Here is a 14,429-nt window from a genome sequence, read left to right as displayed (position 1 = left end):
ATGAGCGAAGAATTACAACAAAAACTCCGTGACCAACTTTGGGAAGTGGCTAACCGTTTGCGTGGCAATATGTCGGCAAGCGATTTCATGTACTTCACACTGGGCTTTATATTTTATAAGTATCTGTCTGAAAAGATAGAAAATTTTGTAAATGGTGAATTGGAAGATGACGAAGTTAGCTTCAAGGAGCTATGGAACATGGATGACGAAGATACCGCAGAATTGCAAGAAGAGGTAAAAGACCTTTGCCTTTCAGAAATCGGCTACTTCATCGAACCTCAATACCTGTTCTCGTCTGTCATCGAAAGTATCAAGAAGAAAGAGAACATCCTCCCGATGTTGGAGCGTTCACTTAAACGTATTGAGGATAGTACACTCGGACGTGACAGTGAAGAGGATTTTGGCGGATTATTCTCCGATATAGACCTTGCTTCACCCAAATTAGGCAAAACAGCAGACGACAAGAACACTCTGATAAGCAACGTATTGTTGGCTCTTGACGAAATCAAGTTTGGCGTGGAAGCCTCAAAGGAAATCGACATCTTAGGCGATGCCTACGAGTATATGATTAGTCAATTTGCAGCCGGAGCAGGTAAAAAAGCCGGAGAATTTTATACTCCGCAAGAGGTAAGCCGTATATTGGCTGAGATTGTAACTATCGGCCATGAGCGTCTGCGCAATGTCTATGACCCGACTTGTGGCTCAGGCTCTCTACTACTCCGTGCAGCACACATCGGTAACGCTGTAGAGATTTACGGTCAGGAAAAGAATCCGACCACTTATAACTTGGCTCGCATGAATATGTTGCTACATGGCATCAAATTCAGTGATTTCAAAATTGAAAATGGTGATACACTGGAGGCAGATGCCTTTGGTGATACCCAATTTGATGCAGTAGTTGCCAATCCTCCTTTCTCTGCCGAATGGAGTGCAGCCGACAAATTCAATACCGATGACCGTTTCAGCAAAGCCGGGCGTTTAGCCCCACGCAAGACAGCCGATTACGCTTTCATCCTTCACATGATATACCACCTTTCCGATGGTGGTACGATGGCTTGTGTTGCTCCTCACGGTGTATTATTCCGTGGCAATGCCGAAGGTGTAATCCGCCGCTTCCTCATTGAGAAGAAAAATTATGTGGACGCAATCATTGGTCTGCCTGCTAACATCTTCTATGGAACGTCTATACCGACCTGTGTTTTGGTACTCAAAAAATGCCGTAAGGAAGATGACAATATCCTCTTTATTGATGCCAGCAAGGAGTTTGAAAAGGTAAAAACTCAAAACAAACTTCGACCCGAACACATCAAAAAGATAGTTGACACCTATCGTGACCGTAAGGAAATCGAGAAGTACAGCCACCTTGCTACACTGCAAGAGATAGCAGACAATGACTATAATCTGAATATCCCTCGTTATGTCGATACCTTTGAGGAAGAAGAACCTATCGACATCAAAGCTGTAATGGCGGAGATTAAAGAACTCGAAGCCAAACGAGCCAATCTTGATAAAGAAATCGAAGGCTATCTGAAAGAATTAGGGTTAGTTGACTAAAATTAGAGGCAATGGCAAAGCGATTTGAAATACGGAACAGTACGGCTGAGTTCCTTATCTTCGCTATTGAAGGTAAAGAAGAGGGCATACAAGTGATGTATCAGAATGAGACCATTTGGTGTACTCAAAAAGCAATGGCCACTCTGTTTGACTGCTCAACTGACAATATTGGATTGCATCTAAAAAATATCTACGCCAGTGGTGAGCTACAAAAGGAATCAACTACCGAGTTTTTCTCGGTAGTTCAAACAGAAGGCAAACGGCAAGTGAATCGTAAAACTTTGTTTTACAATCTTGATGTCATTATTTCTGTTGGGTATCGTGTAAACAGCATCCGCGCTACCCAATTCCGTCAGTGGTGTACTTCTATCATCCGCCAGTTCTCTATCCGTGGCTATGTGATAGACAAGAAGCGTATGGAAAATGGCTCATTCATTGGTGAGGACTATTTCGAACATTTGTTGGCTGAAATTCGTGAGATTCGGCTGAGTGAACGCCGTTTCTACCAGAAGCTCACAGATATTTATGCCACAGCTATTGACTACAACCGTGATGCACCTACCACACGATTGTTTTTTAAGAAAGTTCAAAACAAAATGCACTATGCCGTACATGGTCAGACTGCGGCAGAACTAATCGTTAGCAGAGCCGATGCCGAAAAAGAACACATGGGATTGACCACATGGGAGAAAGCTCCCAACGGAAAAATTGTTAAGACCGATGTAAGTATAGCAAAAAACTATCTGAAAGGTATCGAATTGGAAGATATGGGGCGTTTGGTCAACTCTGTACTGGATATGGCAGAGCGTATGGCAAAGCGTCATATTCCGATGACAATGGAAGATTGGGCAAAGCGCATTGATATTATCCTTGAAGCAGGTGGTGATGTAATTCTTCCAGATGCTGGAAAGGTAACGGCAGAGTTCGCCAAGGAGTTTGCCGAGAGCGAATTTGAGAAGTATCGAATCATTCAGGATCGCTTGTTTAGCTCTGATTTTGACCGATTCAATAATGGCGATAACTTATTGCCATTTGATATTAACCCTGATAAAGAATAATGATTATGGCAAATAATAACGAAAATAAAATCCTCAATGTTCCCCATTTGAGATTTCCGGAGTTTAGTGGGGAGTGGAAGAAGTGTACGCTGGGAGAAATTGGTAAAGGTTTTGATTATGGTATGAATGCGGCAGCAAAACCATTTGATGGACAGCATAAGTATATTCGTATTACTGACATAGATGAATCTTCGGCAGCCTATATTGATAAAGATGTCGTTTCTCCTGATGGTGAATTGCAAGATTCATACTTAGTAAAAGCTAATGACATATTGTTAGCTCGCACAGGTGCAAGTACTGGAAAATCATATCTATATGATAATAAAGATGGTATACTCTATTTTGCAGGCTTTTTGATTAGAGTAAATATACCTTCTGACAATGCTTACTTTGTGTTTTCTCAACTACATCTCTCTCGATATAGAAAATGGATAGGTATTATGTCAGCACGTTCGGGACAACCAGGTGTTAATTCACAAGAATATTCTAATTATCCGATATACCTTCCTAAAATTGAGGAACAAACGAAAATTGCAAAATTATTAAAGTTGGTTGACGAACGTATCGCGGCCCAAACAAAATCATTGAGAAACTACAATCCTTAATTAAAGGGCTTATAGTTGCGCTAACGACCAAAGGAAAGCCTAACATTGCAATTTCTCAGTGTTTAGAGTGTCATAGCTCAACACTTCAAGAGAGCGAAGTTTTGCCGAATGGATTGTATAAAGTATTTGGCGCAAATGGTTTGATTGGCTATACCAATATGGCACAAATGAATGGTGATGCAATATTGATAATCAAAGACGGTTCAGGTGTTGGTACAGTTTCCTACGCACAAGGCAGATTCTCGGTAATTGGTACACTCAACTATCTTACATCCAAGGGCAACCATGATTTGCGGTATCTGTACTTTGCGCTGTCTGCGTTCAACTTCCAACTATACAAAACAGGAATGGCGATACCACATATCTACTTCAAAGACTATGGTAAAGCTAAAATATATTGCCCTGTACTTGCTGAACAAAAGCGTGTAGCAAATGTACTTGGCAAATTGGAGAGCAAACTTTTTGCTGAGAAAAAACTTCGTGCATCATTTAATCTACAAAAACAGTATTTGTTGGAGCAGATGTTTATATGAACATCTGCCTCAATAGATATTGTTTCTGTATTTGATATTTCTGTAATAGTTGCTTTTCAACATCCTCTTTAAGCGATAACACTGAAAGAAGATTACTAATTTCTTTTTGCCTATCTAAATCTGGTATTGGGCATTTTATGTGATTTATATCCCTTAGGTATGCTGTTTTCATAGTACCTTCTGTTACAATACGTTCAACTTCTTTTTGAAAATATGAAGATTGCATAAAGTAATAAAGGAATTCAACATCAATATTTATTGTTTCAAATGCCACTAACTGCCCACATTCCAGAGTTATTATACCATCTATAAGCCCTTTAATTGAGGATTGTACATCAGTAATGTCCGCAATTTCAGTTCAACTACTTTCCGGACTTTTCCCTTTGTCTCGTAAAGAGCAATGGAGAGAAATGAACTTAGGAGACATTACTGAAAATTTCAATCGCCGCAATAAGGACAGATCGTCTTATCCAATGTATTCAGTCACCAATACTTCGGGATTCTCTCCACAGAACGAAATTTTTGATGGCAAGGAGATTAAAGATGAAGACATCTCAATATACAAAATTATCGAGAAAGGAGAATTTGCATATAATCCGGCACGTATCAATGTCGGTTCTATTGGGCGTTACGACAATGAAGACCTGTGTATGATAAGTTCACTGTATATCTGCTTTCGTCCATCCGAAAACATAGATTCAGACTGGCTACTTCATCTTCTAAAATCAGACCACATGATTTATCAATATGGTCTATATGGGGAAGGAGGTGTCCGGATATACTTGTTTTACCCGAATTTCTCACGAATAAAAGTCTCTCTTCCTCCTCTTGAAGTACAAAAGAGAATTGCCAACACATTAAACTTGTTCGATAAGAAAATATGTCTTGAAACCAACTTGCTTAACAAATTTCAAAAGCAAAAGAAACATCTTCTTTCTATGATGTTCATATAAACATATTGCCAAGGAAGAATTGCCGTTCATTCAACAAGCTGTTCAAGTAATGTCTTTCATTCAACAATTTGTTGTCTATGCTCTGTATTGTTTTCAATATTTGATCTTGAATACTCTTATCTGGAATTGAGATAGGCATATCCATCCATTCTTCAACATTGATTGATCTGCCATCACGAATGCCATATGTAACGAGACGAAGGCTATTTATAAAAGGTTGAGATACGAAGTAGTATCGCAAAAATCCGTATGATAAAATACGTGTGTTTGGGCGTAGTATGATGTACGCTGGACTGCATATGCCGTCCAATTCGGAAAATGCAAAACCACCTTGAAATGAGCGTAAATACACTACATAATCTCCTGTGCGGATAATTTTGTAGGTATTGATAGAACTTTCATCAAACTGTACTTTTAGATTTAAGGTATCTCGCTCAACCATTCCGTATTCTTGGCTTGCAGCAATTACTTTGTTGAAATGGAAGTCTTTATTCCTGTCGTTTACAATTTGAAAAAGTTCTCGATATGTGCATCTTTCCCCTTCGAGATTATCAAACAACTTATCAATAATTGCGGACTTTAGTTTTTTCAAATCCTCAATGATTTTGTTTTGGGTAGCGATACGTAGGTCTATTGCTCGCAATAACTTCGCAATCTTTATTTGTTCGTCTTTGGATGGTATTCCTACACGAACTTCATCGAAATTGCGAACATTTATAGAGAATACCTTTGTACCCTGAGCAATCCGTCTAATCTGCTTATGGAACGAATCTGAGGCAAAAGCATATCCTTTATAACCTATCACGGTCAAATCAGACTTGTCACGTCCATGAATAGTATGCAAACCGGAAACGATTTGTTGCTCATCACAATTTACAATCTCAACTGCTTTAGCAACATCATTCGTATCTTCTGAAGCATCGGCAAAGGCAACATCACCATTTAGAAATAATGTATATGACTTTGGCATTGATTCACTCTTGATATAAGGGAGTAAATCAGAAGAAATATCTACCATAGTCGGCAAACCTTTATGTATTAGCCCATAGTGTAGATTTTTGATTATTCCATTACCATAATCTAATTGTTCCCATGATAAAGAGTTGGTTGAATAAAACTCCAAGAGTTCTGAAACCTTTACTATTTTCCACTCCCCACTAAACTCCGGAAATCTCAAATGGGGAACATTGGTTACTATATTTCTCTAATTATAAACACCTAATAAAAAGTGATTATGACCCAAAAGAAAATTAGAGAAATTGCGGAAGCCTGGCGAGAAGACAAGCGACCGTATGTAAAGCAATCGACATTAGCAGCCTATATGTTGATTTTAGAGAATCACATCTTGCCATATTTTGGCAATGAAGATACTCTCAGTGAGAAATCCGTACAAACATTTGTACTACAAAAGCTCAATGCAGGTATGAGTGCTAAATCCGTAAAGGATATTCTTATCGTGCTTAAAATGGTGATGAAGTTCGGAGTAAAAAACGAATGGATGAGCTATTGCGAATGGGAAATCAAATACCCGCCTACTGAAACAAACAAGGAGTTGGAAGTGCTTACTGTAGCAAACCACAAGAAAATACTGGATTATATCCGGCAAAACTTTACGTTCCGAAACTTGGGCATTTATATCAGCCTTAGTACCGGGCTGCGCATCGGAGAAGTCTGTGCGCTACGATGGAGCGACATAGACATAGAAGCCGGAACCATCAGTGTACAGCGAACCATTGAACGCATTTATGTGATTGAGGGTGATAAAAAGCACACCGAGCTTGTCATCAATACTCCCAAAACCAAAAACTCTTGTCGAGAGATTCCTATGAGTAAGGAACTGATTTCAATGGTCAAGCCACTGAAGAAGATAGTCAATTCTGATTACTATGTGCTGACCAATGAGCCTTCTCCCACTGAACCAAGAACCTACCGCAACTACTACAAACGCTTGATGGAGCAACTTGGCATTCCCAAGTTGAAATACCACGGTCTCCGGCACAGCTTTGCCACTCGTTGCATAGAGAGCAACTGCGATTACAAAACAGTAAGTGTACTATTGGGGCATTCCAACATCAGTACCACCCTAAATCTTTATGTGCATCCCAATATGGAACAGAAAAAACGTTGCATAGCGAAAGTCTTTAAAGCGTTAGGAAAGTAAAGTCATATCCGAATGACTTATTTTCATAATGGAGCATATCGATAAAAATTAAGGAGAGGGAAAATCCCCCTCCTTAACCCTAAACCAAGTATCAGACATTCAAGTCCTTCATTGCTAATCCATAGTTCTCTTGCCCGAACAGGTCTTGATGGATAAGTTTCAAGCCGAGTGTCTGATAATACTTGTAGTCATCACCTTCGGTACAGAGGTATTTGTAACCGTAGCGTGGCATGTACTCTTTGAAGAAACGAGCCAAATCTTTCAGGCTTTCGGCTTGGCTCTTTTTGAAGTTGCTGCGCACAATGATGATGCTCCAATCGGGGAAGTTGCCTCTTCCGTTGCTATACTCCCAAAAGCGGATGTAGCAATCCAAATCACGCTCACTGATGTTCACACAAAAGCCATTGGCATTTTGCATCACGCTACAACTGTTTCTGTAGCCGAACTTCTCACACAAGTAGAGATTGAAATCAAGAATCAAATCTTTCTGTTCCATAAATAATTGAATTTAAAGTATTAATAAAAAGTGGATTATAAATGAAAGCCTCGCTTACGCTTAGCCTTTTTCTTTTTCATCAGACGATTGAACTCAGCTTCTTCTGCGGCAGTGGCATCGTAGGAAGAATTGCCGTTTAACAGACCAAGACTGATGCTTGAATCAGTTTCAGAATGGGAAACGCTTTGCTGTACGCCTTCATCTTTATGTGTGAATCCTTGTTTGGGGTATTCAAATGAAGATGCACAAGCATTCTGTTCCAATCGGTTGTCGATGTTCAAATAGCTGAACTCACGGCTGACTTTTGAGCCGGAGAAAGAAAAGCCGTTGTACTCAAATTTGACACCCTGTATTTCCCGTGTAGTCCGGCTGACCTTGAATTTCATATCAATGTCACGGTCGGCAAGAGCTTCTTTCAGTTCATTCCAACTTTGAGCTTTGGGCAGTTCTTCTTTCAGTGCTTTGTATATTTCATGTTTTGCCCGGTCGTATGGGCGCAAGCGTTCCTCCTTGATATGGTCTTTGCCGTTGGCAAAGTGCAAGCGGTATTTTGCCGTCAGCATCTTACACACCTTTTCATTTCTGCGGAAGTCGTTCTTGTCGCTAATCGTCTTACCGTCATTGTCTACCCGATTGAAAACGATGTGACAATGCGGATGCTCACGGTCAATATGCCGGGCGATGATGTACTGTGTGTTTTCGATGCCCATCAGTTTCATGTAGTCGTGGGCGATTTGCAACATCAACACATCATCTGACTTCAAGCGTTCGCTATCTTCAGGGGAGAAGTTGAGTGAGGTGTGTCCGACAATATTCTTTACCTTGTCGTTGAGCAATGCCTGTAATTCAAATTGCTCCGCCATCTGTTCGGGTGAGCCGTCCACTCCGACAGCTTCCAGCAATTTGGATTTTTCCTCTTTCAGAACATAGCGGACACAGCCACCGAACGATGTCCCTTTGGTCTGCTTACCTATCATCTTTCAGTTGTTTTATAAGTTGGTTAATACGCTGCGCCATCTCCTCGCATCTTTTGGCAACGGCAAAGAAACCGTAGGTATTTGCCTGCTTCGCCAACTGGTTGAGGTTGGTGCTTTCACCTATCAACTGACGGATGATGTGGATATGCTCTTTCGTGATTCGCTCACGTACCGTCCCATTCTCGATGAGCGAACGGATGACTGCGCTTTGGGTCTGCTTGCTCCGTCTGCAAAGCGCACCGAGCCATGCGAATTGGTCGTATGACAGACGGAGTGTTATCGTATGTTTCTTTTCCATTTTGAATTGCTTTTAGTGAATAATTTGTGACCATCGGGAGCCGCCTCCTCAGACTTTTTGAGGAGCAAGTGGTCGGGAAATGTAATACACCGACATTAACTTGCTACAGTAAAAAAGTCTCAATTCCTCTCCCTTTGCTCAAAGTTTGAAACCTCGTTTCTTAGGCGGTGAAACCTTCGATTGAGAGATGCCTCGTTGTACGTTGATGAGCTTCAAATCGAATGTCTCTATCAGTGTTTTCAAGTTCGGATTCCTCTTAATCATCTGCTGGAGTATGGCTTCATCGGGGCGTACTTTCAACAGATAATCGGCAATGTCGTATCCCTCTTTCCGTTCGCTTTCGGTTGCTTTGGCTTCCAGATAATCGAACAGTTGCACGTCAATTCCATAGCTTTTCATCAACCCGATTTTGCTTTGCCAATAGTCGGTCGCTCCCAAATCGGGAAACAACACAACGCTTCTTCCTGCAAGAACGGACAGGCTGTTGGCGTTGAAACAACCGTTCTTTCCTCCTGATGCAATCCATAGGAATTGGGGTAGGTGGTAGGATGCAATGAGAGCGGTTTTCTCGCTCTCGACCAATGCAACAGGACGGCTTTTATCTTCTGAGAGCAGATGCTCACCGAAGAAACATTGCTTCAGATTATAGTTATCCTTGTGCAGTACGGAATGTACCCATGTGACATGATTGTACGGTTCTTTTATCCGTTTGCCTGTTGTTGGATTGTAAAGCATTATCTTACCAGTGCGGACTCTGTTATGATAATCTATTTGCCAAAATACGGTTGCACCGTCCCAATGCTTGGAAGTGCCAACTTTGTATTTCGCCATCAGCTTCAATGTTTCCGCTTCTCCGAATTGAGCCGATAAGAATTGAAACAGTTTGTTGCCGGGATAGCGTTGCAGTGACTGATTGACTATATCCAAATCAATGTAGGAAGTGGCTTTGGGCTCGACTTTTTTAATAAATGTATAGCTCCGAAAATTATCTTCAGATAACTTTTCTTTCTCAGACGGCTTCCGTTCAAAGTAATCACGGGGCGTAAAGTGATACCCACATTTTTGTTCGTGGTCACAACGCCCGACGTAATCAGGGAACTGGATTCGTTTCTCCGTATCAATGTACTTGGAGAAACATCTTTTGCGGTGACAGTTCGGGCAAGTATGCCGGGTGCTGACACCTTTGTAGGGTTCTAATATGAATCTATGTGTACTCATTGTTTGTTTCTTTTTAGGTGTGTCACTTTTGTCGTTATTGTCGTTTTCGGTTGGAAAGTGTCAAAACCGACAAAAATGTCACGGGTTAATCTTTGAATATTTTCCATGCTTCTCTTTGCGGAACAATGTTACGATGTTGTCATTGAGAAAGCGTTGAAATGTCCGCTCCTTCATTCCGTTTTGCTCGGCTATCTGTATTGCTTGAGCGGTGGTAAAGGAAGGAGGCAGCCGATTGACTATCGCCTGTTGTTGACTGTTGAGGGCATTCTCATTCAGGATATTTTGTACGCTCAATGCGGACTCCTTGAAATACTCCGTCAGTTTAATGGCTCTCTCCACCGTTAGCAGGTCGATACACGTCTTGTCACACTCTCCGCAAGTCCACCGTGCCAGTTGGATAATCAGGCAAAAGCGGATGATGTATATTTCCAGCTTGCAATAGATACTTACGATGGTGTCGTTTGTTTCCCGGTCGCACAGCTCTGAGAAATGGTGCTGCCACTCGTAAAGCCGTTTCTTGGCATCCTCTGAGAAGAGAAGAATTTGCGGTTCAATCTCTCCATGTTCATTGAGGCTACATTCCGATTGTATCAGCTTGTCAATGATAGTATTCCATTCTTGCTCTATATCTTCCGGCAGTTCTTTGTCATTCCACCGTGCTTTCTGTTGCAAGTTGGGCATTACAAACAGGATGCGGTCAATAAATCCATTGTTGGAACGTTCACCTTTAGCCAACTCATTCAAAATTTTCTTTTGGATAGTACCAATGACCGATATATACGGACGCTTGATGAAGATGGAACTCTTGGCATTCTTGCGGTCGGACATTGTGGTCTTTGCGCTGAACACCGAGAGCCAAAACTGTTCTTCCGAACCGTTGTTATAGCGGTTGAAGTTCTTGAACCAAGCGGATAACTCGTCAGCCCACAAGCATAGTCCACGTTTATTTTGCGCATGAATGAGGCTCAACCCTTCGGGCGTTACGTCCGAAACCAAGAAGCGTTTGCGGATAGGCTCTTGCGGAAATTGCTCACTACCGCTTTCAGTACGTTCCTTCCGGTTCATGCTCATCAGCTCATCGTACTTGGCAAGTGCCTTTTCAAATTCCTGATTCTGTCGGTAGTCATAATCAAGAAACGGCTTCATCGCAAAACTGAGCGGATGACTTTTGTTCGCTCCCGGTCTTCCAATCAATGCCATATATAGGATGGGGCTTTCCGTCCAGCCTTGCTTGATTTGGGCAAGGTGCGTGTTGCCTATGCCGACTGCTATTGCCGTAAAGATGGCTGCGGCAATGTAGTCGGTAGGGTAGTTATGACATTCGTGTACCTCACGGATGATGCGTTGGATTTTTGTTGGGAATATGCTGACGGGGAATGCCGTACCGGATAACCTTGTGCTTAAATCAATCGCTTCATCAATGATGGATGCCGGAGTAATAGAATATGTATCCATAGCCCAATCCATTAAAATTGCACTGATGATTTGGGCTTGTGGCGGACACCGCTCTGCATATTGGCAAGCATCTCCTCGTATGTCTGCTCGGAAGTCTTTCTTCGCCCGTTCTCTATCCAAGCAAGAAGCTCGTCCTCATAGAAATAGAGTTTCTTACCTTTCTTGTAAGCCGGGAGTAGCCCTTTGCGTACCAATGTATAAATGGTTGGCTTGGCTTTTCGGATGATACGGCAAGCATCCTCTATTTCCACCAATACATGTTTGTCAGATGGCTGTGGCTGTAGTTCCGCTACCATCTTTTTCAACTCGATGACCTGTTCGGTCAGATAACCTACCGCTTCGGGCAGCTTATCAAATGTTACTGTTTCTTTTTGCATACGCCAATCGTTTTTAATTGTTCGACAGCAAAGGAAACAGGTGTTTCAATGGTGGAATCATTCACCAAAATATAACTGATAGATAACTTTTTGACGGTAATAAGTGATGATTACGAGAGATTTAAGTACCTTTGCCTTGTAGAATATGGAAATGAAATGTGTTGAAATTTAATATTTGACAGACAATTGATATGAATACTAGTAAAGATTTAAATAACGAACAAGCAGAAAAGGAAAATCCTTTGTATCCTGTGGATGAATGTTGCAGTCATATAAAGATGGTTATTAGTGATAGCATTATACGTTTATATCATAGTATCGACAATTTTATATTTCAAGATATTGACTATAGTCGTGTAATTTCAAATATGCCACAATGGGTTGCAGATGGAGGTATTAGCCCTGAACTAAATTGCACAAAGGAGTGGTATGAAGCTTTAAGAAAAAAAATAACACATCCCATATTTGGTAGATTTATTTACCATTATGACTTGTGGAGTAAAATTGCAGCAATGCAAGATAGATTAAGTGCCGTTATGATGTTTATGCGTCAACTTTATACCATAGTGCCATGTAAAGCTATATACGAGGAATGTCAATATACTAGTGCTGCAAGATGCGGTGGTACACGCGAAACGGAGGCTCATATATTATTGAATAGTGTTTTTGTAGCTTATGCTTCGGTTTTTGATATCTTGACTAAAATCGCTATAGAACAATTTGAATTTAACAAGTATGATTTTAGTGGGTATAAGAAAATGAGAAGTTCTGATATTATTTATAGGAAGAGTCTGAATAATATAGATTCTTCCTTGAAAAAAGAAGGAATGTTATTTGCAGAGCCTCCAATAATAAGAAAAATTGAAACGTTCAGAAATGAGTTTGTTCATAATGGTCCTTGGGATTTGAGATGTAGCGTTTATAATACAGCCGTAAATGGAGAACCAGCCGATGTAATCATTTATAGTCCTGATATGGATGAAATAGGAAATTTTATTAGTTCTGGCTCTCGCAATAAATTTTATTCTCAAGCAAATCGTATTAATATCCTATTACCTGATATGATAAAGGATGCTACTATAATAGTAAATAACACTATAAACCAACTCAGTGCTTTGTATCAAGCAGCTACAATTAGACATGCTGATGAAAATTATACACAAGAATGCTTGAATGCGATTATGGATTATTATAACTCATTAAAGTAGAACAGTCGCTATGCAATTTTTCTATCCAGCTTAATCTTACATACAGATTCGGTATGGGACATCTTACGTTCAATGGTAGATATTTCAGAATCACGGAGGGTATGAGCAAATATCCTCTTTATAAATGTGGCTGTCTGTAAGCGTGGTTTACCAAATGCCTTACCGATATTCCAACCAAAGTGCATGATGTCAATAGTCTTTAGCTGAGAATCAATCTTTATCGGTTCGATTTTAGGTAAGGCATCTGACAGGTAATATTCTGTTACATATCTGCATAAGCGATTAAGTACCGTTTCATCAAGATAGGAAACCAAAGTTTGTTTTGTGTATGCGATAACCTTATTGAGTTTTTCTTGTGAGGCGCGTTCTTTCTCTGCCATAGCGTTTGCACGAAGAATTTCGTATTCTGATGGCTGGTTGGATTCTTCGATAGATGTATTGGTGTTGGTAGAAGGCGTGGTTTCCTCCTTTGGAAGTTCTGCCACGTCTTCGTTGAGTTCGGAACATAATGGAGTAGAAACTTCTTCTGTTATGTCAGAGGTAGTTTCGATTTCAATTTCGGGTTCAGGCTCAGAAATGATAGGTTCTGAATCTATAGCACTTCCGGCAAGTTCCGAGTTTATTGTTGGAACTTCTATGACTACAGCCTTGTTGCGATAGCACTCAAATCTCATAAAGCATTTTTCTATTGCAGGGGAAAGGAGTTGTCTGAATACCATTTGCAGATTGAGATAGATAGCTCCCATGATAATGGTGCATACCACCAAAATGAGGTAGCTGCTGAACTCGTCCCAACCATAGTGAAGTACGGTCTGGCGGGCTAAAACACCAATGATTGCGATTGTACCAAAAACAATCAGATGCAATGTTATATGTTCTATCTTTTTCTGCTCCATAGTGAGATGTATTAATCGTTTGTGTGCAAATATATACTGTTTGCTGGAGATTTTGATACATAGTCAAATAAGTGGCAGCATTTGTCCTCGATATGTAGCATTTTTCTATGCCACCTGTGCCACAATAGAAAATGAAAGTCCGACATAGGGCTAACCTACATCGGACTTTTAAGTTGGGGCTATCAGCAATTATAAGTGTTAACTGAGCTTATTGGAATAAATAGTGTTATGTTCTTCTGCTTTAAGATAACTTTATTGATAAACCATTTCCTAAATGTTGCGGAATGTCCGGTGTCTATTTGATAGGATAGGGCTATAACCATATCAAGATTATACACATCGGCACTGTTCCCATTCTCCAATTTGATGTACTTACAAACTTCGTGGCTCTTCAAAATATTGGTTTTCAAGATTCTCTTGATTGCTGCATGGATAGCTCCAGCCGTTGTATAAAACAAGTCTGCGAGTTCCCAAGTGGTCATCCATACTTCGCCATCAGAAATATGGATGCCTTGCCAGTTGTTGGTTATGATTCCTCGTTTCATAGCTACAATTTATTTGAGTGATATTTTATTAGCTGTCTCTCGTTTCTTGGAATTGACCAAATGTAGGCTCGGCAAACAACGCCTTTCCGCTTTAC

At 40.6% G+C, this 14,429-nt stretch carries 17 protein-coding genes; 7 read left to right on the top strand and 10 right to left on the bottom strand.

All coding sequences use genetic code 11. The annotated features are described in order from the left end of the window. The 4 genes from HMPREF9441_RS14745 to HMPREF9441_RS14730 all read left to right on the top strand — a co-directional run bounded on the left by HMPREF9441_RS14745 (position 1) and on the right by HMPREF9441_RS14730 (position 3,750). Positions 1-1,554, top strand: coding sequence for a type I restriction-modification system subunit M (locus tag HMPREF9441_RS14745; protein WP_008622576.1), 1,554 nt, complete (start codon positions 1-3; stop codon positions 1,552-1,554). Between the two features lie 11 nt (positions 1,555-1,565). After that, on the top strand, positions 1,566-2,612 hold the full coding sequence (locus HMPREF9441_RS14740) for a virulence RhuM family protein (RefSeq protein ID WP_008622575.1): 1,047 nt from the start codon (positions 1,566-1,568) through the stop codon (positions 2,610-2,612). 5 nt (positions 2,613-2,617) lie between these two features. Then, complete coding sequence (locus HMPREF9441_RS14735; protein WP_244949799.1) at positions 2,618-3,217, top strand: restriction endonuclease subunit S; 600 nt, start codon at positions 2,618-2,620, stop codon at positions 3,215-3,217. A gap of 101 nt (positions 3,218-3,318) precedes the next feature. After that, complete coding sequence (locus HMPREF9441_RS14730; RefSeq protein WP_336495122.1) at positions 3,319-3,750, top strand: restriction endonuclease subunit S; 432 nt, start codon at positions 3,319-3,321, stop codon at positions 3,748-3,750. On the opposite strand, the gene HMPREF9441_RS14725 is transcribed toward HMPREF9441_RS14730, so the two are convergent. Then, positions 3,743-4,024 carry a restriction endonuclease subunit S gene (locus tag HMPREF9441_RS14725; protein WP_008622572.1) on the bottom strand — a complete coding sequence of 94 codons (282 nt, stop codon included), beginning with the start codon at positions 4,022-4,024 and terminating at the stop codon, positions 3,743-3,745. The two genes, HMPREF9441_RS14730 and HMPREF9441_RS14725, sit on opposite strands and share 8 nt — an antisense overlap. A gap of 67 nt (positions 4,025-4,091) precedes the next feature. On the opposite strand from HMPREF9441_RS14725, the gene HMPREF9441_RS14720 reads away from it, so the two are divergent. Further along, on the top strand, positions 4,092-4,703 hold the full coding sequence (locus HMPREF9441_RS14720) for a restriction endonuclease subunit S (RefSeq protein ID WP_008622571.1): 612 nt from the start codon (positions 4,092-4,094) through the stop codon (positions 4,701-4,703). Here the strand turns inward: HMPREF9441_RS14720 and HMPREF9441_RS14715 are convergent. Continuing rightward, on the bottom strand, positions 4,696-5,880 hold the full coding sequence (locus tag HMPREF9441_RS14715; RefSeq protein WP_008622570.1) for a restriction endonuclease subunit S: 1,185 nt from the start codon (positions 5,878-5,880) through the stop codon (positions 4,696-4,698). The two genes, HMPREF9441_RS14720 and HMPREF9441_RS14715, sit on opposite strands and share 8 nt — an antisense overlap. Before the next feature lie 57 nt (positions 5,881-5,937). Between HMPREF9441_RS14715 and HMPREF9441_RS14710 the strand changes: the two genes are divergently transcribed. Then, positions 5,938-6,864 (top strand): tyrosine-type recombinase/integrase, encoded by a 927-nt coding sequence (locus HMPREF9441_RS14710; protein WP_008622569.1) that lies wholly within the window; start codon positions 5,938-5,940, stop codon positions 6,862-6,864. Between the two features lie 91 nt (positions 6,865-6,955). Here HMPREF9441_RS14710 and HMPREF9441_RS14705 read toward each other — a convergent pair whose 3' ends face one another. The 6 genes from HMPREF9441_RS14705 to HMPREF9441_RS14680 all read right to left on the bottom strand — a co-directional run bounded on the left by HMPREF9441_RS14705 (position 6,956) and on the right by HMPREF9441_RS14680 (position 11,685). After that, positions 6,956-7,360, bottom strand: coding sequence for a hypothetical protein (locus HMPREF9441_RS14705; RefSeq protein ID WP_008622568.1), 405 nt, complete (start codon positions 7,358-7,360; stop codon positions 6,956-6,958). Positions 7,361-7,395: 35 nt separating this feature from the next. After that, complete coding sequence (locus HMPREF9441_RS14700; RefSeq protein WP_008622567.1) at positions 7,396-8,337, bottom strand: relaxase/mobilization nuclease domain-containing protein; 942 nt, start codon at positions 8,335-8,337, stop codon at positions 7,396-7,398. Continuing rightward, positions 8,327-8,635, bottom strand: coding sequence for a MobC family plasmid mobilization relaxosome protein (locus tag HMPREF9441_RS14695; RefSeq protein WP_008622565.1), 309 nt, complete (start codon positions 8,633-8,635; stop codon positions 8,327-8,329). The genes HMPREF9441_RS14700 and HMPREF9441_RS14695 overlap by 11 nt, the downstream gene beginning before the upstream one ends. 138 nt (positions 8,636-8,773) lie before the next feature. Next, positions 8,774-9,853 carry a DUF6371 domain-containing protein gene (locus HMPREF9441_RS14690; protein ID WP_008622564.1) on the bottom strand — a complete coding sequence of 360 codons (1,080 nt, stop codon included), beginning with the start codon at positions 9,851-9,853 and terminating at the stop codon, positions 8,774-8,776. A 78-nt stretch (positions 9,854-9,931) separates the two neighbouring features. Further along, positions 9,932-11,308, bottom strand: coding sequence for a DUF3987 domain-containing protein (locus HMPREF9441_RS14685; protein ID WP_039865440.1), 1,377 nt, complete (start codon positions 11,306-11,308; stop codon positions 9,932-9,934). An 11-nt stretch (positions 11,309-11,319) separates the two neighbouring features. After that, on the bottom strand, positions 11,320-11,685 hold the full coding sequence (locus HMPREF9441_RS14680) for a helix-turn-helix domain-containing protein (protein ID WP_008622562.1): 366 nt from the start codon (positions 11,683-11,685) through the stop codon (positions 11,320-11,322). Positions 11,686-11,876: 191 nt separating this feature from the next. On the opposite strand from HMPREF9441_RS14680, the gene HMPREF9441_RS14675 reads away from it, so the two are divergent. Further along, on the top strand, positions 11,877-12,893 hold the full coding sequence (locus HMPREF9441_RS14675; RefSeq protein WP_008622561.1) for a hypothetical protein: 1,017 nt from the start codon (positions 11,877-11,879) through the stop codon (positions 12,891-12,893). 8 nt (positions 12,894-12,901) lie between these two features. On the opposite strand, the gene HMPREF9441_RS14670 is transcribed toward HMPREF9441_RS14675, so the two are convergent. Continuing rightward, positions 12,902-13,789, bottom strand: coding sequence for a hypothetical protein (locus HMPREF9441_RS14670; RefSeq protein ID WP_008622560.1), 888 nt, complete (start codon positions 13,787-13,789; stop codon positions 12,902-12,904). Positions 13,790-13,971: 182 nt separating this feature from the next. Next, a complete protein-coding gene (locus tag HMPREF9441_RS14665) occupies positions 13,972-14,334 on the bottom strand; it encodes a hypothetical protein (protein WP_008622559.1) in 363 nt (120 codons plus the stop codon). Positions 14,335-14,429: the final 95 nt, after the last annotated feature.

The sequence above is a fragment of the Paraprevotella clara YIT 11840 genome, from assembly GCF_000233955.1.
GTDB classification, from domain to species: domain Bacteria; phylum Bacteroidota; class Bacteroidia; order Bacteroidales; family Bacteroidaceae; genus Paraprevotella; species Paraprevotella clara.
This window is presented reverse-complemented; position numbering and strand designations above follow the sequence as displayed.

Coding starts and splice junctions, on each gene's coding strand:
- HMPREF9441_RS14745 (WP_008622576.1), top strand. CDS start 1: ATGAGCGAAGAATTACAACAAAAACTCCGTGACCAACTTTGGGAAGTG.
- HMPREF9441_RS14740 (WP_008622575.1), top strand. CDS start 1,566: ATGGCAAAGCGATTTGAAATACGGAACAGTACGGCTGAGTTCCTTATC.
- HMPREF9441_RS14735 (WP_244949799.1), top strand. CDS start 2,618: ATGGCAAATAATAACGAAAATAAAATCCTCAATGTTCCCCATTTGAGA.
- HMPREF9441_RS14720 (WP_008622571.1), top strand. CDS start 4,092: ATGTCCGCAATTTCAGTTCAACTACTTTCCGGACTTTTCCCTTTGTCT.
- HMPREF9441_RS14710 (WP_008622569.1), top strand. CDS start 5,938: ATGACCCAAAAGAAAATTAGAGAAATTGCGGAAGCCTGGCGAGAAGAC.
- HMPREF9441_RS14705 (WP_008622568.1), bottom strand. CDS start 7,360: ATGGAACAGAAAGATTTGATTCTTGATTTCAATCTCTACTTGTGTGAG.
- HMPREF9441_RS14700 (WP_008622567.1), bottom strand. CDS start 8,337: ATGATAGGTAAGCAGACCAAAGGGACATCGTTCGGTGGCTGTGTCCGC.
- HMPREF9441_RS14695 (WP_008622565.1), bottom strand. CDS start 8,635: ATGGAAAAGAAACATACGATAACACTCCGTCTGTCATACGACCAATTC.
- HMPREF9441_RS14690 (WP_008622564.1), bottom strand. CDS start 9,853: ATGAGTACACATAGATTCATATTAGAACCCTACAAAGGTGTCAGCACC.
- HMPREF9441_RS14685 (WP_039865440.1), bottom strand. CDS start 11,308: ATGGATACATATTCTATTACTCCGGCATCCATCATTGATGAAGCGATT.
- HMPREF9441_RS14680 (WP_008622562.1), bottom strand. CDS start 11,685: ATGCAAAAAGAAACAGTAACATTTGATAAGCTGCCCGAAGCGGTAGGT.
- HMPREF9441_RS14675 (WP_008622561.1), top strand. CDS start 11,877: ATGAATACTAGTAAAGATTTAAATAACGAACAAGCAGAAAAGGAAAAT.
- HMPREF9441_RS14670 (WP_008622560.1), bottom strand. CDS start 13,789: ATGGAGCAGAAAAAGATAGAACATATAACATTGCATCTGATTGTTTTT.
- HMPREF9441_RS14665 (WP_008622559.1), bottom strand. CDS start 14,334: ATGAAACGAGGAATCATAACCAACAACTGGCAAGGCATCCATATTTCT.